The sequence below is a fragment of the Rhodococcus sp. 5A-K4 genome (genome assembly GCF_046097995.1).
Taxonomy (GTDB): domain Bacteria; phylum Actinomycetota; class Actinomycetes; order Mycobacteriales; family Mycobacteriaceae; genus Rhodococcus_F; species Rhodococcus_F erythropolis.
This window is the reverse complement of the sequence record NZ_JBJURM010000002.1, coordinates 11,559-31,166: the sequence shown is the minus strand read 5'-3', so window position 1 is coordinate 31,166 and position 19,608 is coordinate 11,559. Positions and strand designations below refer to the sequence as shown.

At 62.1% G+C, this 19,608-nt stretch carries 20 protein-coding genes; 11 read left to right on the top strand and 9 right to left on the bottom strand.

Annotated elements, in window-relative coordinates; all coding sequences use genetic code 11:
* Positions 1-14: 14 nt before the first annotated feature.
* From ACKAMS_RS02465 to ACKAMS_RS02455, 3 genes are read right to left on the bottom strand one after another with little or no spacing between them, the layout of a single operon-like run.
* Positions 15-1,658 (bottom strand): AMP-binding protein, encoded by a 1,644-nt coding sequence (locus ACKAMS_RS02465; protein WP_019745806.1) that lies wholly within the window; start codon positions 1,656-1,658, stop codon positions 15-17.
* Complete coding sequence (locus ACKAMS_RS02460) at positions 1,655-2,551, bottom strand: crotonase/enoyl-CoA hydratase family protein (RefSeq protein ID WP_408988557.1); 897 nt, start codon at positions 2,549-2,551, stop codon at positions 1,655-1,657. Before ACKAMS_RS02460 ends, ACKAMS_RS02465 begins: the two co-directional genes overlap by 4 nt.
* A 45-nt stretch (positions 2,552-2,596) precedes the next feature.
* Positions 2,597-3,196, bottom strand: a complete 600-nt coding sequence (locus ACKAMS_RS02455; protein ID WP_021331692.1) for a TetR/AcrR family transcriptional regulator — start codon at positions 3,194-3,196, stop codon at positions 2,597-2,599.
* 117 nt (positions 3,197-3,313) lie between these two features.
* Here ACKAMS_RS02455 and ACKAMS_RS02450 point away from each other — a divergent pair, with 117 nt between their 5' ends.
* The 3 genes from ACKAMS_RS02450 (at position 3,314) to ACKAMS_RS02440 (ending at position 5,993) form a co-directional block, all read left to right on the top strand.
* A complete protein-coding gene (locus tag ACKAMS_RS02450) occupies positions 3,314-3,955 on the top strand; it encodes a nucleoside/nucleotide kinase family protein (RefSeq protein ID WP_408988556.1) in 642 nt (213 codons plus the stop codon).
* A gap of 469 nt (positions 3,956-4,424) precedes the next feature.
* Positions 4,425-5,291, top strand: coding sequence for an alpha/beta hydrolase family protein (locus tag ACKAMS_RS02445; RefSeq protein WP_408988555.1), 867 nt, complete (start codon positions 4,425-4,427; stop codon positions 5,289-5,291).
* Positions 5,292-5,627: 336 nt separating this feature from the next.
* Complete coding sequence (locus tag ACKAMS_RS02440) at positions 5,628-5,993, top strand: ANTAR domain-containing protein (protein ID WP_029537179.1); 366 nt, start codon at positions 5,628-5,630, stop codon at positions 5,991-5,993.
* A 136-nt stretch (positions 5,994-6,129) separates the two neighbouring features.
* On the opposite strand, the gene ACKAMS_RS02435 is transcribed toward ACKAMS_RS02440, so the two are convergent.
* Both ACKAMS_RS02435 and ACKAMS_RS02430 read right to left on the bottom strand, forming a co-directional pair.
* On the bottom strand, positions 6,130-7,464 hold the full coding sequence (locus tag ACKAMS_RS02435; protein WP_408988554.1) for an MFS transporter: 1,335 nt from the start codon (positions 7,462-7,464) through the stop codon (positions 6,130-6,132).
* Entirely contained in the window at positions 7,464-9,179 is a 1,716-nt protein-coding gene (locus ACKAMS_RS02430) for an amidohydrolase (RefSeq protein ID WP_029256542.1), read from the bottom strand. The genes ACKAMS_RS02435 and ACKAMS_RS02430 overlap by 1 nt, the downstream gene beginning before the upstream one ends.
* A gap of 224 nt (positions 9,180-9,403) precedes the next feature.
* On the opposite strand from ACKAMS_RS02430, the gene ACKAMS_RS02425 reads away from it, so the two are divergent.
* The 7 genes from ACKAMS_RS02425 (at position 9,404) to ACKAMS_RS02395 (ending at position 15,671) form a co-directional block, all read left to right on the top strand.
* Entirely contained in the window at positions 9,404-10,306 is a 903-nt protein-coding gene (locus ACKAMS_RS02425; RefSeq protein ID WP_408988553.1) for an Lrp/AsnC family transcriptional regulator, read from the top strand.
* Between the two features lie 79 nt (positions 10,307-10,385).
* Positions 10,386-11,042: a FadR/GntR family transcriptional regulator gene (locus ACKAMS_RS02420; protein WP_046379500.1), complete on the top strand. Its 657-nt coding sequence runs from the start codon at positions 10,386-10,388 to the stop codon at positions 11,040-11,042.
* Positions 11,039-11,842, top strand: coding sequence for a class I SAM-dependent methyltransferase (locus tag ACKAMS_RS02415; RefSeq protein ID WP_408988552.1), 804 nt, complete (start codon positions 11,039-11,041; stop codon positions 11,840-11,842). The genes ACKAMS_RS02420 and ACKAMS_RS02415 overlap by 4 nt, the downstream gene beginning before the upstream one ends.
* Positions 11,843-11,967: 125 nt before the next feature.
* Entirely contained in the window at positions 11,968-12,450 is a 483-nt protein-coding gene (locus tag ACKAMS_RS02410; protein ID WP_029256546.1) for an acyl-CoA thioesterase, read from the top strand.
* A gap of 45 nt (positions 12,451-12,495) precedes the next feature.
* Positions 12,496-13,776 (top strand): NAD(P)/FAD-dependent oxidoreductase, encoded by a 1,281-nt coding sequence (locus tag ACKAMS_RS02405; RefSeq protein WP_408988551.1) that lies wholly within the window; start codon positions 12,496-12,498, stop codon positions 13,774-13,776.
* A 69-nt stretch (positions 13,777-13,845) separates the two neighbouring features.
* Positions 13,846-14,169, top strand: coding sequence for a DUF6292 family protein (locus ACKAMS_RS02400; RefSeq protein ID WP_019745820.1), 324 nt, complete (start codon positions 13,846-13,848; stop codon positions 14,167-14,169).
* 80 nt (positions 14,170-14,249) lie between these two features.
* Positions 14,250-15,671, top strand: a complete 1,422-nt coding sequence (locus ACKAMS_RS02395) for a DUF2252 domain-containing protein (RefSeq protein WP_019745821.1) — start codon at positions 14,250-14,252, stop codon at positions 15,669-15,671.
* Positions 15,672-15,675: 4 nt separating this feature from the next.
* On the opposite strand, the gene ACKAMS_RS02390 is transcribed toward ACKAMS_RS02395, so the two are convergent.
* Positions 15,676-15,933 carry a WhiB family transcriptional regulator gene (locus tag ACKAMS_RS02390; RefSeq protein ID WP_042953210.1) on the bottom strand — a complete coding sequence of 86 codons (258 nt, stop codon included), beginning with the start codon at positions 15,931-15,933 and terminating at the stop codon, positions 15,676-15,678.
* Positions 15,934-15,952: 19 nt separating this feature from the next.
* Complete coding sequence (locus tag ACKAMS_RS02385; protein ID WP_408988550.1) at positions 15,953-16,492, bottom strand: HNH endonuclease; 540 nt, start codon at positions 16,490-16,492, stop codon at positions 15,953-15,955.
* Positions 16,493-16,827: 335 nt separating this feature from the next.
* On the opposite strand from ACKAMS_RS02385, the gene ACKAMS_RS02380 reads away from it, so the two are divergent.
* On the top strand, positions 16,828-17,838 hold the full coding sequence (locus ACKAMS_RS02380; RefSeq protein ID WP_408988549.1) for a threonine aldolase family protein: 1,011 nt from the start codon (positions 16,828-16,830) through the stop codon (positions 17,836-17,838).
* 1 nt (position 17,839) lies between these two features.
* Here ACKAMS_RS02380 and ACKAMS_RS02375 read toward each other — a convergent pair whose 3' ends face one another.
* Positions 17,840-18,694, bottom strand: a complete 855-nt coding sequence (locus tag ACKAMS_RS02375) for an LLM class flavin-dependent oxidoreductase (protein WP_408988548.1) — start codon at positions 18,692-18,694, stop codon at positions 17,840-17,842.
* A complete protein-coding gene (locus ACKAMS_RS02370; RefSeq protein ID WP_408988547.1) occupies positions 18,691-19,554 on the bottom strand; it encodes a patatin-like phospholipase family protein in 864 nt (287 codons plus the stop codon). The genes ACKAMS_RS02375 and ACKAMS_RS02370 overlap by 4 nt, the downstream gene beginning before the upstream one ends.
* Positions 19,555-19,608: the final 54 nt, after the last annotated feature.

The following is a 19,608-nucleotide window of genomic DNA, read 5'->3' as shown; positions in this document are numbered from 1 at the left end:
GCTAAGGACTCGGGTCAGCTGACGACGCCGTAGGCGCCCTCGCCGACCAGGCTCGCAATTCGATATTTCTGAATCTTGCCCGAGCCGGTCAGAGGAAATGCTTCTGCACTGAACCACTCCTTGGGTGCTTTGTGGCGTGCCAGTCGCTCGGTGCAGAACTCGACCAGTTCGGCTGCGGTCGGCTGGTCGGACTCGTCTTTCCACCTGATGACGGCAACCACCCGCTCGCCCCACACCTCGTCGGGCACACCCACGACCGCCACATCGAGGATCTTCGGATGCGTGAAGATCACGGACTCGACCTCTCGCGGATAGATGTTCTCCCCGCCGCGGATGATCATGTCCTTGAGCCGGCCAGTCACCCGGACGTATCCACGGTGATCCATCGTCCCCAAGTCGCCGGTATGCAACCAACCGTCCTTGTCCACGGTGGCGGCCGAAGCCTCCGGGTTGCGGAAGTATTCGGTCATGACGAGGTACCCGCGCGCGCAGATCTCACCTTGTTCGCCGAGTGGCACGCTGTCCCCGGTCACCACGTCGGAAATCTTCACCTCGACCTGCGGCAACGCGAGACCGACCGTCTCCGATTTGTCTTCGGGGGTGTCGGCGGGGCTGGTCTGCGTGATCACGGGGCTCGCCTCGGTTTGTCCGTAGACGATGCTGAACCCCGCACCGAAGGCCGATTCCACCGTGCTCACGAGTTCGGGCGGGACCGACGACCCACCCGACACGACCACCGAACAGGTCGAGAAATCGCGGCTCGCGAAGCTGGCGTCGTTGATCATCGCGATCAGCATCGTCGGAACTCCACTGACCACATCCGCGCGAAAGCGTTCCGCCGCATCGAGAACCGCAGTCGGGTCGAAATACTGGATCAGACCGATGGACATTCTTCGCTGTGCGGCACCGAGGACCAGGATGCCGCACCCAGCGGTGTGGAAGAGCGGCATCGCCGAGACCACCGAACCCCGTTCGGGGAATTGACCTCTCCGACTGACGAAATCGGCATTGTTGACCAGTCCTCGGTGATGCAGCAGCGCACCTTTGGGAACTCCGGTGGTTCCCGACGTGTACTGGATCTGCGCATTGTCGTCAGGAGAGACTTCCGGCAGTGCGCCCCGTTCGCCGGCCCAACCTCGAACCTGACGATCCCAGTCCTCGAAGTTCACTGCCAGAACTTCTGCTCCCGCAATCGAAATCGCCTCGGATGCCACCGCCGCCATGTCACCGCCGCGAAACTTTCCGGTGTGGAACAACCCGCGGGACTGGGACTGCGACAAGACGTACGCCAACTCCTCGGCGCCCAACGCCGGATTGGCAGTCACCAGAACCATTCCGGCGAGCGCGGCGCCGTACTGCAGAATCATCCACTCCGGAATGTTCGGAGCCCAGACCGTTATCCGGTCGCCGCGGTCGAACTGCGACAAGAGGTAATGCGCGCACCCCTCCGCTTCACCCAGGAGTTCCGCAAAGGTCCAGGTGCGATCCGTCTCGGAGGCACCGGACAACGAATGCGATTGCGTCGGAACCACTTCTCTGATTGCAATCAGGTTCGGCGAGTCCGCGGCGCACTCTCGCAGCAGTCCGCCGACCGTTTGTTCCACTATCGGGTCCGACACGTCCGCGGGGAAGTACGACGTTTCGAGAACACTGCTCATCTCACATCCACTTTCTTTTCGGAAGGGGTGTCGGATTCGGGGAGCGGCCCGCCTCCGTCTGGAATCTTGCGGCCGGAATCGCGGTACTGCACCGCGGCGTGAAATCCGTCGCGTTCGGCAAAATCCTTGAACCAGCGCCCTTCCGGCGAGTGACGCGTAATTCCGTCGAACAGGGTTGCCAGCACCTGGGTGCCCTGCAACCCCATGTTGTCGTACGCCTGATTGATCATCATCTTCTGCATTGCCAATTGATTGAGCGGGACACCGGCGATGCGATCCGCCAACGCCTCCACCGCAGCGTCCAGTTCGTCGGCCGGCACCGATTCGAGCGCCAATCCCCAATCGGCGGCGGTGTCACCGTCAATGGTGTCTCCCGTCAACAACATTCGCTTGGCGCGTTGCGCCCCGAGGCGGTACACCCACATAGCTGTGGTCGGGCAACCCCAGACGCGTGCAGGCGGGTATCCGATGCGGGCGTCGTCAGCCATGATCAGCATGTCGCAAGACAGCGCAATATCGCTTCCGCCTGCGACTGCATGACCCTGAACTTTGCAGATGGTCGGCTTGAGCGATCGCCAGAGGGTGAAGAAGTCGTCGGTGTTCTGCTTCATGCCCCGAAAGTCCTTGATGGGGTCCCACACCGGGCCTTGATTCCACTTTCCGTCGAGATCTCCTTCGGCGAACTTCTTGAGGTCGTACCCGGCGCAAAACGCCTTGCCTGCGCCTTGCAAGATGATCACGCGAACGTCGTCGTCGTCATTGGCCGCCGCAACTGCATTTCGGATGTCCGACGGCATCCGATCGTCGATTGCGTTGAGCCGATCGGGGCGGTTCAGGGTGATGTACGCCTTACCACCAGAGGTCTCGTATTTCAGGGTCGCAAAATCTGTCATCATCGGTCCTGTCGATCGAGCGCATTTCGAACGAAACGAGTTGCGCTAGTTCTGGGTGAGCAGCAGGCGAACTACGCCCGCCCATTGACTGATCGAACGACGCGCAGAGGCATCGCTCTTGTGTACCGCCCGGGACAACGCCAAACCACGGAGCATCAGCACGGTTAGATCTGCAATTTGCGAATAGTTCTCGGAAGCAACAATTTCAGGCCCGAACGCGTCATGGACAACTCGCTGCAAATCCCGCCCGGCGACGCGCTCCGATTCGCGGAGAACCTCCGCCAACACCGGATCCGTCCGAGCCGCCGACCACAGTTCGAGTTCCGCTTGGAACGGCGGCTGAGTCAACGCCGAATACAAAGCGGAGATCGAGTTCTCGATCGTATCCACCGACGGGTCTTGTCGAGACATCGCCGACCTCACCGCCGCCTCGTTCCGCACGACGATATTCGACACCAACGCGGCAGTGAGCTCCTGCATATTCGGAAAGTGGTGCAGGAGAGCGCCCCGACTGACTCCGGCAGCCGTTTGAACCGACTGCGTCGTCAACGACGAATACCCGTCCGCTATCAGTAAATCCGTTGCCGCATCGAGAATCCGGTGGCGCGTGGCTTCGCGCTGCGCGTCACGCAGGGTCACGGTCACACCTCCAGTCTCTCGAGTGGCATGGCTCACAGTTTCACAGTCCATTCAGACTGTCAACGGTTGAAGACCTCCGGCGTACCCTCGATCCACCGGACCTCGGACTGATCGGAGCAACAAGTGAGAACCTCACCGCCGACCGTCTCGCTGACGCTCGATCAACTTGCCTCACGCGCCGCTTCACTGATCACCGACAACGGCCGATACATTCTCGGCATCGCGGGAGCCCCTGGAGCCGGGAAATCGACGGCTTCACAGGCAATTGCGCAGAAACTGGACTCACTCTGCACCGTCGTCGAGATGGACGGCTTTCACCTTGCCAATCGGGAACTCGACCGACTCGGCAGGCGTGGACAAAAAGGCGCTCCGGAAACTTTCGACGCCGACGGATACGCGGCGCTTCTACACCGCCTCCGATCGGCAGACTCCATTGTGTACGCGCCCGTCTTCGATCGCGAGATCGACGAATCAATCGGCAGCGCAACCGCTGTCGAGCCTCGAACGCCGTTGATCGTCACCGAGGGAAACTACCTCCTCCTACCAAACGGCAGCTGGCCGCAAGTACGAGCGGCAATCGACACCGTCTGGTACCTCGAGGTTCCGGAGGCGACACGCACACAGCGGTTGGTGAAACGCCACAGCCGCTTCGGGAGGAGTTCCGAAGCGGCCGCGGACTGGGTGAGACGGGTGGATCTACCGAACGCCGACGTAATCGCAGCGGCCAGGTCACGTGCGGATCTGATCGTGGAGATCCGCACGTGACTGTCGAAGTTCGGCAGCTCCCCACACCCACCCGTCATCCAACTGAACGGCGAAGACTACGGTAGTTTGGATTAAAAACCCTGGTCAAGTCGATTCAATATCTCCATACATACGTACGTATGGATCCTCTTTCGGCCATCATCCTCGGGCAACAAACTCTACCGCTGGTCGCCGCCGTCAGTCTGACTCCTCAGTGAAACTCGACAGTTGCGCAGCAAACAGATTCAGCACGTTTGCGGTTATTCGTTCGGTGAAACAAGCAGCTTTGGCAGTGGAGGCACTTCTTGCACTGATCGACGGTGACGAACCCTCTGCGCCGACCCACACGCGTAGCGAACTACGCATACGAGCAAGCACGGCGCATTCGCTCACCCCATGAATTCACTCGGCACCGATAGACTGATTTCCTGACAATCGTCCGTCGCAGACCGAGAGGAATCAAGCCATCGCGCACCGCTCCCGCGACCGCTTGGCCAGGTACCTCGCCGTAGCGCTCGTCTGCATCTTCACGCTCGTGATCTCGGTCGCCAGCGCCTCCGATCTCGACCGCGATGTCCCTCCGGTACGCATCGCTTACGCCGCTGCCGCAGATACTTTCGGCGATCTGTATCTTCCACCCGGATCGGACGGCGACCTGCCAGTCGTCGTATTGATCCACGGCGGCGGCTGGGCGCAGAAGAGCAATCTGGAGTACGCGGGTGCGTGGGCAAAAACGCTGACCCCCTACGGAATTGCGGTCTGGAACATCGAATACAGACGTATAGGTGGGCAGGGCGGTTGGCCGACTACTCTCGCCGATACCGTTGCGGCGACCAACGCGCTTGCCGGCATCGTTCAGGAAAAGGCCTCCGGGCGACTGGATTTGGGTCGCGTGCACATCGCCGGATACTCCGCGGGCGGACAACTGGCCGCGTGGGTCGCGTCGCGACCACAACAGGACACGGATGCTCCCGCGCCTGACCTCACCGTGCCGATTCGTTCGGCGACGATCATGGCCGGCGTCTTCGACATGACACTCGCCGCAACCGCGGGCAAAGATCGATTTGTTCGAAATCTTCTGGGCGGCATGCCGGTCGATCACCCTGACCGTTACCGCATCGCGTCACCGATCGAACATCTCCCCACCGGGCTCCCCGTCACGGCGATCCACGGACTCGGCGACAAGGTCGTGTCGGTCGAACAGAGCCGGCGCTATGCCCGTGCCGCACGAGCAGCAGGTGACGTGGTCGATCTGATCGAACTACCCGGCGTCGGCCACGGCGACTTCGGCAACCCGACAACCAACGCCTGGGCTATCACCAAGCAAGCAATAATCGATCACGTAAACACTCCTTGAGCAGGTGAAACCGCCTACTGTGAGCATGATCGCCCGCAAAAGGATTAGCTGAAACCAACTCCATGACGTACGGTGGGCTTATCAGAGGGCAGCCGTCAGTCAGGCAGCCGGTCGCTTCGCCCGGAACGACAGTTCCAATATTCGTTCCAGGGGCAGACTTCCAGTTCGGTGCAAATCCGCGCCTTTGATCACTACGCACTTTCATCAGTCCCGCAGATTGTTGACCAGGCCGAAGGCTCCGACAGAGTCCGCCGCCAATCGCGTACCGACTGCACCAGTATCAACATGCGCTACACACCGCACGGGTCCAAAACCCATGTGGTTCAAAGGAATACCTTGTACAACACCATGATTCACCCCGACGACACGAACAACCAGACGAACAGTGTCCCGACAAACGGACTACGGATCCCGACCAATTCGGGCCGTCTCCGCGAACGGGCTCTCGAAATTGTCTGCACGCTCTACCGCTGCAGCACCGACGAAGCCGCCGACCTGCTGGTACGACATTCTCAGACCAACAACCTCAAGGTCACCAGCCTGATCAAGGCGCTTGTCGCCTTGATCGACGAGGACACCTCCGGCACCGGCTACGGAAGCAACAACGCTCTGGCGTCTCACTTCTGGCTTCGCGAGATCAGGAATCTCAGCCAGGCCCACCGACGCAGCGATCACTTTCACCGCCATCTCGTCGGCGCGTAACAGTCGCTGAACGACAACTGACCTGAAACGACAACTGGGGCAGTACACGGAAATCGTGTACTGCCCCAGCTTCGTATTTTCAGTTGTCAGGCGGAAGCTGATTCTCGGCAGTCAGGCGGAAGCCGATTCTCGGCAGTCAGGCGGAGGCCGATTCCTTGTTGAGGTCCTGCCGGACGTCGTCGGTATCCGTCGCCTCGTCCACATGCTGCGGAGCGAAGAGCAGGCAGACGATGCTCAGGATGCACATGCCGATCAGCAGTGCGATGACCGGCCAGATGCTGCCGGTTGCCTTGTACATCAGCGTCGAGACCAGCGGAGACAATCCGCCGAAGATCGCGCCGGCACCCTGGTACGCCAACGAGATGCTCGTGTAGCGCGCCTGCGGCTTGAACATCTGCGAGAGAACGGCGGCGATCGGACCATACGTGGCAGCAAGCACCAGTCGCATGACCGCAAACGTCAGGAAGATCAGGAACACGGATCCGGACTTCAGCACCAGGAACTGCGGCGCTGCGAGTATTGCGACCGCAGCAAGACCCCAGATGACCACGCGGACGCGCCCCACCTTGTCGCCGAGCCACGCCACGCCCAGGGTCGCGATCAACTCGACCACTGCAGCGACACTGAGCGCGTTGAGAATCAGCGTCTCCGACAAGCCGACGTCGGGGTCGGTCGCGTATGCCGTGATGAAGGTCGTCACGAGGTAGTAGCCGCCGACTGCGACCGGCAGAATGCCGATGCCCAGGATGATCGGACGCCAGTTGGTCACCAGTGCGTACTTGAGCGGCAGCATCTCCGGGACGTCCGCGGACTTCACCTCGGACTCGAAGACCGGGGACTCCTCGACCTTGAGGCGAACCAACAAGCCGACGAGGATCAGCAGCGCCGAGCACAGGAACGGCAGACGCCAGGCCCACTCGCGCAGCGCGTCGTCGCCGAAGGTGGAGAGAATGCTGAAGAACCCGGTGGCCAGAAGGGCGCCGGCCGGGTTGCCCAGCTGAGCGAATCCGCCGTAGAAAGTCTTCTTGTCCTCGGGAGCATGCTCGACGGCCATCAGGACCGCGCCACCCCATTCACCGCCGACGGCGAAGCCTTGGACGAAGCGGAGCAGAACCAGCAGCAACGGCGCCCAGAACCCGATCGACGCGTAAGTGGGCAACATGCCGATGAGGAAGGTGCCTGCACCCATCAGCGTCAGTGTGACGACAAGTGCGGTGCGCCTGCCCATCTTGTCACCGACATGTCCGAACACGATTCCGCCGAGCGGGCGAGCGAAGAATCCGACGGCGTACGTCGCGAACGCCGCCGCAACGCCGGTCAGGCGATCGGTTCCGGGCGGGAAGAAGATGTCACCGAAGACCAGGGCGGCTGCCGTGGCATATACGTAGAAGTCGTACCACTCGATGGTTGTACCGACGAAGGCTGCAAATCCCGCCTTGCGGGCCTTCACGATCTGTTGCTCTCGGTTCATTACTTTTCCTCGGTGGTCGAAGTGCTCGACAATAGGTGGTTATGACCTGAATGTGCGAGTTCGCCGTCGATCCAGGTCTCCCGCACCTCGATCTGCGCAATCGCGTCGGCCGGAACCTCGAGGGGGTCCGCGCCCAGAATGACGAAGTCGGCCCGCTTGCCGACCGAGATGCTGCCAAGTTCTGCTTCACGGCCCAGCGCACGTGCACCGTTGAGCGTGTGAGCCTGCAGTGCCTGGTCGGCGGTGATGCGGAGTGCATCGGAGCCGAGCTGATGGCCTTGACGCGTCACACGAGTGACGGCTGCTTGAATTGCCTCGAGCGGCTTGGGCTCTGCGACCGGGGCGTCGGAGCTGATGGTCACGGGAACCTCGGCAGCGATGAACTCCCCGAGCGGGTTGAACCGCTCACCCGGAGTGCCGATCGCAGCGGTGACGCCCTCGCCCCAGTTGTAGTAGTGCTGCGGCTGGTTCACCGGGTACACACCGGCCAGGTTCATCCGGGCGATCTGCTCGGCCGTCGGGAGCCCGCAGTGCTCGATGCGGTGACGCGCGTCGGCGTCGGGGTGAGCCTTCTGCGCAGCTTCGATGGCGTCGAGCACCATGTCGATGGCCGTCGGTGACTGAGCGTGCGTGGCAGTCTGCAGACCCACGGAGTGCGCCTTGGCAATCAGCTCCGAGTAGTCCGCCGGCTCATGGTAGAGCTGCCCGGTGCGGCACGGGTCGCCCACGTAGCCGTCGGGGAAGTATGCGGTCCAGCCGCCGAGAGTGCCGTCGGCGTAGAACTTGATGCCGCCGAACGCGAGCCGCGAATTGCCGAAGGCGCCATGCATTCCCGTGTCGATGACGTGATCGAGGAGATGACTGAGCATGTACATGCTGACGCGGGTCTTGAGCTGATCCTGCTCGGCCAGACGCAGGTACATGTCGAATTCACGACGCGTCACCTGGCAGTCGCCGATGGTGGTGACGCCGCCGGCCAGGAACTTGTCCTGAGCGACCGACAGCTGGCGAAGGTGCTCTTCCGGCTCGTCCTCGAGATGGAAGTTGGGTCCGTGATGGCCGACCTTCACACCGTTGACACCGGTGAGGATGTTGCACGCGGCGTCGGACAGCTCGCCCGTCAACTCGCCGTCTGCATCTCGGAAGAACTCGCCACCGGCCGGGTTCTCAGTGCTCGCATCGATGCCGTGCTTGTCGAAAGTGAAGGAGTTGACGACGCCGCCGTGACCGCTCGCGTTCATGAGGTAGACCTCGCGATCGGTGGCCACCTGATCGAGCTCTTCCTTGAGCGGATGACGCCCTTCGATCAGGTTGCGGTGCTCATAGCCGTATCCGCGAATCGGGACACCTGCAGGAGCTGTGAGTGCCGCTTCCTGAAGCAGGGCAATGATTCCGGGAATCGAGTGCGCCTTCTCCGGCCCGCAGTCCACCCAGCTGAGCATCTGTCCGTACATCAACGGGTGTGCGTGCGGATCGACGAATCCGGGGACGACGGTGGCGCCGTCGAGTTCGACCACCGCGGTCGTGCGAGTGCTCAGGCGTCGCGCCTCCGTGCGGCATTCCTCGAGTGTCCCCACCGCGGCAAAGCGGTTTCCGAACACCAGGAACGCTTCGGCTCCCGCCGTGCTGTCGTCAACGGTGTGGATCTTGGCGCCGGTGAAGATCGTGGCGGTGGCGTCGAGCGGCGAGGCTTCGTGCGTGTGCAACTTGCGCATGGTGGTCCTTCGTCGAGATGGTGGTGCAGGTCACTGCGTGTTGAGCGAAAACTACGCCCTGACCTGGAGCTATGCAATGCATCAAAGTTTCAGACCAGGTGGTACACAACTTTTTTGTACAAGTTTCCGAGCATTTCTGCACTTATCCACATCATCTATGCCCACATGCGACTGTTCTAATAGGAAGCTCATACAGAAAAATCTCTGGAAAAGTTGGGGCATCCATGACGGTCGATCTCGATTCCAAGCTCATAGCTGCTCTTCAACGCAATGGGCGAGCGACGTACCGCGAACTGTCCGTGGCGGTCGATGCCCCACGCGCGGCAGTGTCCACCAGGGTGCAGGCACTACTCGACTCGGGAACGGTGTCCGTGGTTGCCGTCGCACACCCCGAACTTCTCGGCCTGAAGGCACTCGCACACGTGTCGATCGCCGTGTCCGGACCGATGACCCCGGTACTGGACGCGTTGATCGGATCCGAGGCTGCGGTCTACATCTCGGCAGTCAGCGGGCAGTACAACGTGATCGCGGAACTTCGGGTGCCCAGCCACGACGATCTGTACCGCGCCATCGCCGAACTCCGCTCACAGCGTGGCGTCAGATCCGTGAGCACGCTGGTCTACGTCGACGTCATCAAGGGAATCTTCATGCCCAAAACCGCTTTACAAGCCGACATCCGACTCGATTCGACGGACGTCACCTTGATCGAACTGCTCGAACGCAACGGGCGCATGCCATTTCTCGAACTGGCCGAACACACCGGCCTGTCGCCGAGCGCTGTGCGCAATCGCGTCAATCACCTGATCGCGAGCACGGCACTGCGCGTCGGCGCTGTCGTCAAGCGGCGAGGTGGTGGCCGGACGCTGGCGATGGGCATCGGCGTCAATCTGGGCTCACGGGACGACAACGCGGTATCGGAGATCGAGTCCCTGCCCGGAATCGAATTCCTCGCGCGGACCCTCGGACGGTACGACGTGATCGCGACGGTCGCCGCCAACTCGTCCAACGACCTCCATGCCCTGTCCGAGCGAATCCGGGGCATCGACGGTGTCAGCGGCTTGGAATCGTGGGCGCATCTCGAGGTTTTCAAGGAGCACTACGCCCGCAGCCTGGACGTACGCGGATAATTCCCAAGTCATTGACCCACTCGTGAGAGCACGCTAACCTCGGACAAAGTCATTGACTCACTTACCCGAGGTGGCACACATGTCCGACTCCGGACGCAAGGTAGACATCGTCGCTGCGGCGATCGAGGAGGCGATATCGACCGGCCGATGGCCCGTCGGATCAAAACTCCCGCCGGAGACCGCACTGGTCGAGGATTTGGGAGTCGCCCGAAACACCATGCGCGAAGCGGTACGGGCGCTTGCACACGCCGGAGTTCTGTCCGTTCGTCACGGTGGCGGCGTGTACGTCATGGCGGCGTCGCCGGTCGAAGGACTACTCGGGCGCAGGCTCGCCAGAGGTGACGTTCTCGACGTACTGAGCCTGCGACGCGGACTCGAGGTCGAAGCCGCGCGACTTGCAGCGCAGCGCCACACCCCCGAAGATCTCGCGCGGATACATGCAGCCTGGAATGCCCACCCCGGTCACGTCGGCGGCTTCACTGTCGAAGCCGGCATGGCCCTGCACCTTTCGATCGTCGAGGCGTCCCACAATTCCGCACTGATCGACGTCTACCGGGGAGTCCTTGCCGCCGTGACGGATTCGCTGTCCGCCGTCAGTGTCGGTCCAGGTTTCCACGTCGACGAGCACCGACCCTTGATCGCTGCCATCGAGGAACGCAACCCCGACGAAGCAGCGCGCGCGGCGGGCGCAGCGCTCGATACGGTCATCGACGCAGTCGAAAGGAGCTTGGCGTGAATCAGGGAAACTGGAATGGTACGACGTATTCGCCTCTTGCCGAGCAACTCTCACCGGCATCGACGGAGGCACTGCGCTCGATCGGGCATGTGAGCACGGTGTACGACGTCTGCGCCGGAACGGGGAACTTTGCGCTCCCGGCGGCTCAGTCAGGCATGACGGTCCACGCACTCGACCTCTCCGCCAGCCAGCTCGAGGTCGCACGCAAACGCTGGATTCCCTACCCCGGCACTACCCAACCCACCTTCACGATCGGCGATGCGCAGTCTTTACCCTGGCCGCATTCGAGTGCCGACGCCTGCGTCAGCATCTTCGGGATCATCTTCTGCCCCGACCCCTCGATTGCCCTCGCAGAGATGATGCGGGTGACCCGGCCAGGCGGAAAGATCTGCGTCGCAACGTGGTCGGAGAACGGGTGGGCAGCAGCACTCCGCCGGGAGGCCGCCTCGGCGTGGAATGGCATCACACCACTACCGACGACATGGTCGAGCTCGAGCGAATTCGAGAAGGCGGCAGCCGGATTGGAGTCGGTGAGCTCGGCCTCCCACCTGCTCGAGTGGGAACTACCAGCCGGATCGGATCCCGTCGAGGAACTGTGCGACCAGGCACCGGCGTTGAAGAACTTTCGCGAGGCCGTTCGAAGCACCGGGAATTGGGCTTCGATGTCAGCGCATCTCCGCTCGACGCTCGAGCCCTATCTCAGGTCGAGTGCGACAGGCCCCGTCGCCACCAGCGAATACATCCTCCACGTTGGCACTGTCCCGAACTCTGACACCGCGCTCTTCCGAACGCGCGGGTAACCCTTTTGGCCGGATACGGTCTCTTCACCGTCCACCGACCCGAAGAGGCCCGCTCGATGTCCGAATCGAACTCCCTGCCCGAATTGAAGCAAGCATCGCAGCAAGCATCGAAACAAACGTTGTCCATGACCGTCCTCATGACGCCGGACATGTCCAATTTTTCGGGCAACGTTCACGGCGGAACGATTCTGAAGTTTCTCGACCAGGTCGCCTATGCGTGCGCGAGTCGATACGCCCAGACGTACGTCGTGACCCTGTCGGTGGATCGTGTGGTGTTCCGCGAACCGGTGCATGTCGGAGAACTCGTCACGTTCAGCGCTTCCGTCAATTACACCGGGCGCACCTCGATGGAAATCGGAATACGCGTCGAAACCGAAGACATTCTTCTCGGAAAATCTCGACACACCAATAGTTGCTACTTCACGATGGTCGCAATGGGCAGCGACGGAAAACCGGCCGAGGTACCCCAACTCCGGCCGACCGGAACAATCGCGAGGCAGCGATTCGAGGCCGGTCGTCGGCGTCGTGAACTGCGCAGAGAGAACGAGCTTCGTGAACAGTCCATCCGGGCCGCGGTTCGGGACTTAACGCCCGAACACGATGACTAAATCCAGTCAAATTTAAGTTATAACCTTATGCATTAAACTGATCGAGTGACTTCGAAGGCACGGGAAAACTATGACGTTGTGATTGTCGGCGCGAGCATCGCAGGATGCGCGGCCGCAATCATGTACGCCCAGCAAGGTCTGCGGATAGCGCTTCTCGACGCTCGCTCCGACATCCGGGCGCACAAAGTCCTGTGCACTCACCACCTACAACCCTGCGGTGCCCCGATCTTGCAACGACTCGGCGCCACGGAAAAACTGCTCGCCCTGGGAATGGTGGAAACCGTTCCGAAATTCTGGACCCCGTGGGGAATGATCACCCCTGATGCTGCAGAGAACTCACCGCCGCCTGGATTCAACATCCGAAGGGAAACTCTCGACCCCCTCCTGCGCCAACTCGCGAACGACTACCAGAACGTCGACCTTCTTCTCGGACATCGTGTTTCCGGACTACTGACGAAGAACGGCACTACTGCAGGCGTCTACGGCACCGAACAGGGTTCGGCCTTCACTGTCGAAGCACGATTGACCGTCGGAGCGGACGGCAAGGATTCGACCGTCGCACGATCCGCGCGTTGCGACTCGGTGAGTGCGTCCAACGGGCGCTTCAGCTACTTCGCTCAACTCTCCGGACTCGAACGACCCGACGGAGAATCTTCATTGTCGTGGTTCATGGATCCCGACGTCGCCTATCTGCTCCCCAACGACGGCGGGATCAGCGTGCTGGTCGTCTTCCCTGCCCTCGACAAGCTCGGCCCGTTCGCTGACGACCTGTCTACTGCTTTCCTCGCGTACGCCAACGCATTACCCGGCGCTCCGCCTGTTCGCCGAGAGCACATCGTCGGGAAGATCGTTGGTACCAAACACTTCTCCACAACCCTCACCGACCCGGTAGGTAACGGGTTCGCACTCATCGGCGACGCCGCGGCAACCAACGACCCGTTATGGGGCATCGGATGCTCGTGGGCACTGGAGACCGCTCAGATGCTGGTCGACGCGACCGCCCAAATGCTGACGGAGACGACGTCACACACACTCGACTCGCATCGGAACGTGAACGCTGCCTTGGCCGAATACCGCAGTGCCAGAGCGAGTATGACGAAACACATCGATTACATGAGCGGTTACGCCGGTGGGCGAAAGTTCACCGCGATCGAACGTCTGCTCATCTCCGCGGCCACACATGACCACGACGAAGCCCAAAGGTTCTACTTGTTCGGTTCCCGGTTGATACCCGCCGAGCAGTATCTCTCGACTCGCTCGGTCGCGCGGGCAGCACAAAAACATCTCAGACACCGTCTGCGTCGTAGATCTGTGGCCGGGACGTAATCTGCCAAGCGTTTTTTCGGCGCCGGCAACGGGGAACCCTCCGATCGCAACCGAGCCGGAGGAGCGACCATGCGTGCACACATCGCCATTCCGAGTGAATCGACTTGTCACAGGTACGTAGTCGCCGTCGCCAGCTCCACCTTCGCCGAATCGGTCATCTGGTGCGACGGCCCCGCGTTCGACGCAGTACTCGTTCTGGGCAGCGAGATTCCGCAGCACAGTGGCCACCGAGCCGTACTCGCCTGGAATCACTACTTCGGGTGGGCGCTCGGCGTGGAAACGACACCGGATACGTCGTTCGCCGTTGTCGAATGCCTCGGTATCGGGAGAATGCCGGACCCGGAACTGTGCGCCGACCGCGCTGTCGAGTTGATTGCCCAGGCGGGTAGTTAAGGAACTCGTCGCGCGGCGCGCAATCAAGCGGGCATAAGATCGAGCGCGAGTTTCGCACGCCCGACGAAAGAGAGCCCGACATGGACCCGGTGAACAGGCCTGCCGGTCAGCTGGCTCTCGAGAACGAACCGGACGGCAGGGCGACTTTGCGGGCGCGTCAGACGCCCCGCAGTGAGCGTCGCAAAATCGGGAAGGGCCTGCGCAAGCGAGTAGCACGATCGTCGCTCGGTGACTGGACGCCCCCGCCCAACCGACGCGATCCGGTCGATCAGGTCAACACGGCACACGAGGGAAGACTCGACTGGTTGGTTCCGATTCGTGTGGGACGCATGGTCGCTTCACCGTACGGTTTCCTGCGCGGTACCGCCGGCTTGATGGCAGAGGACATGGCGCAGCTCCCGTCCACCGGCATCACTCCCGTCATCTGCGGGGATGCGCACGTCGGAAACTTCGGGTTCTACGGGTCCCCGGAACGCGAACTTGTCATAGACCTCAACGATTTCGACGAAGCACATCCGGGCCCCTGGGAATGGGACCTGAGAAGGTTGGCTGCGAGCATCTGGGTGGCCGGGCGGCAGAACGGTCTCACCGAAGCTCAATGCGAAACAGCGACAACCTCGTGTGTGTCCGCATATCGCCTCCACTTGGCAAAGCTTTCCGAGCGTCCACTGTTCGATCGCTCCTTCGACCGGGTCGATCTCGACGGACTGACCGACCACGTCACTGATCCCGGGTTGCTGGCCGAGATCCGACGCGCCGCGGAGCGCGCACGACGGCGTACGAGCGATCACGCGGTACCCCGGTTCACCGTCGAGGATCACGGACGGCGCCAGTTGGTCGAGAACCCGCCGCTCACAACACGACTCACGCCGCAGGACACCGACTTCCTCCTGGAGGGTCTGGACGAGTATCTCGAAACCCTTGCACCACACTGGCGCCGAGTCGTCTCGGGATACAACGTCATCGACGTTGCGCACCGGGTTGTCGGAGTCGGAAGCGTCGCTCTGCGTGCGTATGTCGCCCTGTGCGAAGGGAGCATCCCGGACGACGTCATCTTCTTGCAGCTCAAGCAGGCTCGCCGATCCGTCGTTGCACCCTTCGTGCACGGTGACTCGGCCTGGCACGACCATCAAGGACGACGCGTCGCGGAATACCAGCAGGCTCTCCAGACAGTCAGCGATCCACTGCTCGGGTGGTGCACCGTGGACGACCGCCAGTACTACGTCCGTCAGTTCCGGAACATGAAAGGTTCTGTGGACCTGAACAATATCGATGCAGCAGCCTTGACCGACTATGTCGCGATCTGCGGTCGCCTACTGGCCAAGGGACACGCACGAACCAGTGGCGCGTCACTGATTTCCGGTTACCTGGGAACCTCGGACACGGTCGACACCGCCCTCACCCGGTTTGCTCGGCTCTACGCCGATCAAACCGAACGTGACCACGACGCTCTGTGCCGGGCGGTATCGGCCGGTACGATCGCCGCGGAGCCGGGAATCTGATCCCTCACGCCGCGACGATCCTGCCCTGCTCGAACTTCACTCCTCCCCAGATTCCGGTCTGGCCAGTGGCAGAGGCGAATTCGCGACACGATTCCGCAATCGGGCACCTGTTGCACACGTCGGTCGCGTAGTCGTATCCCTCGGACGGAAAGGGAAACCAGCGGTCCGGCTCGGGGTCTCCTCGACATTCCGCCTGCCACCAGGTTGGATCGTCCGAGATCGGCAGAAGCTCAGCCAGATTCGAGATTTCGTCAGCGCACATCACTTACTCCTTCCGACCGTCACGTCCGACTCAATTCACGCCAGATCTTCTGCTGCACCTTCTCGATGCGTCGAGGTGCCTTCGGTTCCCACAGCAGCCGCATGCCGGCCTCAGCCGGTGTGCGATCCGCTTTGCGCTGATTGCAGGAACTGCAGCACGCCACCAGATTCCCCCACGTGTTGGGCCCGTTGCGGCTTCGCGGCTGGACGTGGTCGATGGTCGTTGCCCTGGCGGCGCAGTACGCACATTGACGACCGTCCCGGTCGAAGATGCCGGCGAAGGTCGCTCGGCTGGAATCGGTGACCGTAACCCGGTGGGCGACATACACGTACTCGGCAAGCAGGATCGTCCGAGGCAGTGGGATCTCGACGTGCTTGGAGCGCACCGGAAGTATCGGGATCACGTCTTCGGTGGACTGCGCGGAACCGGTGGCGATCAGGACGACCGCACGATCGGCGCTCACTTCACCGAGGTACTCGTACGTTGCGTTGAGTACCCGGACGGACCGGTTCATCCAACTGTGAGAAGCGGCGGTAGATGCGCGGTTCGGGTTCCGCATGAGACGTCTCAGTTCATGTCGAGGAGTGGAACTCCTGGACACGAGGACGGGTCAGGAGCAAATACAAGAAACGGGGAACGGCATATATCCAGCGCCACTCTGTTCCCCGAATGCAGGAAGGGAAATGCCGCGGGGTGAGTGCCCGCGCAGGTGCAACGCTTGCTTCGAGTCGCGCATGCCTGTCCCCTTCCACTTCTTGTTCTCTTCACCGACGATTGCCGGCGCCCATCATCACACGGAAGGCATCCTCGGCGATATTGATTTATCAGGCCGGAGTAGCCGTCCAGCAAAGGCCGCGGTTTGACGCCGGAACACGCGGCTTGATCGAATGAGCCATGACTTCGTCGTACATCGACCTACGCTCGGACACCGTCACCAAGCCTGATGCGGAGATGCGGAAGGCGATGGCTGACGCCGAGGTCGGTGACGACGTCCTCGATCACGACCCGACCATGGCGGCGCTCGAGGAAGAGGTCGCACATACTCTGGGCTTTCCGGCGGCCATGTGGGTACCGAGCGGATCGATGGGCAACCTGATTGCGCTGATGCTGCACCTTCGCCGCGGCGATCAGTTCCTCGCACCGGAACACTCTCACGTCTTGGGGTCAGAGTTGGGCACCGCTGCTTGGCTCGCACAGGGAATGCCGATGGCGCTGCCGCACGACGGCGGACCCGGACGTCCCAGTCCCGAGACCGTCGTGAAGGCGGCGGGCTCCCCCGGCCCGTACTTCACGTTGAACACCACGCTGCTCTGTCTCGAGAACACCCACAATTTCGCCGGCGGCGCCGTCATGAATCCGACGGAGTGGACGAAACTGGTCGACGCAGCGCGATCACGCGGCTTGAAGATTCACCTCGACGGCGCCCGCCTCTGGAATGCCGCTGCTGCACTCGATGTTTCGCCCACCGAATTGACTTCCGGCGCCGATACCGTCCAGGTGTGCCTGAGCAAGGGACTCGGTGCGCCGGTCGGCTCGATTCTGGCCACATCACCTGAATTGATCACCGAAGCCCGAAGGATCCGTAAGATGCTCGGCGGCGGCGTTCGTCAGGGCGGGGTGCTTGCCGCAGCCGGCATCGTCGCGCTTCGCTCACAAGCTCGCCTGTCCGACGATCACGACAATGCGCAACGCCTGGCGTCGGGCCTTCGTGAACGCGGTTGGGCTGTCGACGAACCCGCAACCAACATCGTTCTCGCCGCCACAGCCGATCCGTCGGCCACCGTTGCTCAGCTCGCCGCCGTCGACGTCGGTGCGGTCACCGTCACCGGGAAGGTTCGGTTCGTGACACATCGCGACGTGAGCACTGCCGACATCGACGAGGCTCTGTCCCGACTAGCCGCCTGAGCTACACCATCAGCGGTTGAACCTCCTGCGCGACAAGGCGAATGAACTCGCGGACGTCCGTCTCGTCAACGGTCGGTTGGAGTACCACGGTGGTTGCACCCGCGTCCACCCATCGCACTGCTGCGGCCGCAACGTCGGCCACGGTCCCCACGGCAATCGCTTCCTCCGGCGACTCGCACCCTGACGCTGCGGCCTCGGCAAGGGCGCGCTCACGACCGCTGGAACCAAATGCACAGATGACGTAAACGACCACCTCGAGATCCTGCGCTCCGATATGAGCGATCGCCCGGCGAACGCCTTCCGGGGTCGTCCCACCCGAGAGCACGGTGCCCTGCGCCAACTCACCACTGAGCGCCAAAGTCTTTGGCCCCGTGGCACCGACGAGCAACTGCGGCACCTTCTCGGGCGGCCACGCCAGCTTGACGTCCGTGAGATTCACGTATCGACCGGATACCGTCACCGACTCACCGCGCAGTAATCGCTCGAGTGCTCCGAACTGCTCCCGGAGGAGGGTCAACGGCGATTCGACCTTGGCGCCGATCTGCCGCATCCACCTCTGAACGCCGTGACCGAAGCCAACCCGCAGTCGATCCGGATGAACTCTGGCCAGCGCCGAAATCTCCATCGCCGTGATCGCGGTGTTGCGCATCGGAGTCGGCAGCACACCGATCGCTACTCCCAGGCGCGTGGTTTCGGCCAATACAGTTGCAGCAGTGGCTATTCCTCCGCCGAAGAAGCAGTCCTCCCACAGCCAGACCTCGTCGATACCGACTTCGTCGGCATACCCCGCATGCCGAACCAGATCTTCCGGGGATTGCTCCGGGCGCAGGACCACGGCAATCCGTGCGGCGCTCATGCCGTCACCAGAAACGCAGCGATCTCGTCAGCTGTTCGGCGACCCTGTTCGCGTCCGAGTTCAGCTGCCGGGTGCCTTGTCGCCGGCGAGAGGGAGTTGGTTCCGATCGCTTCCACGACGGCGTCGTCGGCGAAGATCGCCAGTACCCGTGACTGCGTCATCGCGTCGATTTCCTCTCGTAGGCTGCCGCCCAGCAGATTCGGGGCGGGATCGGCAGCAGGTGAAAGAACCACGACCACATCGCAGTCGGCAGCCAAATGAACATTCGAGCCACTTGCCATTCCGCCGTCCATGTACCGGTCGCCCTCGATCATGACTACCGGCCACACCCCTGGTACGGCGCAACTTGCTCCGACTGCGTCGATCAGTTCTACGCCGTCAGCACTGCCGAACACCCTCACCTCACCGGTTTGTGCGTTGATCGCCGGGATGCGCAACTCCCGCTCGGGCCACAACCGATTGGGCAGCCTTGCCTCGATGACCGCACGACGCACGGCGGGTTCGACGGTGTCGGCGGCCATCGCTGCCTCGCCGAGCGCACGAAGTTGTTCGGACCGATCCGCGGAGCCCGCGATCGCGTCGACGAACATCTGACCGAGGACCTCGACATCTACCTCCGGATCGATCTCACCGGTCGCAGCGGCCGTTTGTGCGTCGAAAAGCTCCTGAAGGGTCGCGCCGCCCGCAATCTGAGCAGTCACGGTGGAACCTGCAGAAGTGCCGATCAATACGTCCGCTGCCAGCAGCGCTGCGGCAGCGTCCGGCGATTTGTCCTGAACGCCCAACAGAAAACCGGTTTCCCAGGCGATTCCCGCAACGCCGCCACCGGCAAGTACCAACCCCAATTTCACGCCGTCCACCTCTCGTCGATCACGATCCGTGCCCGAAGTCGACGTTAGACCTACTCTGAAGTG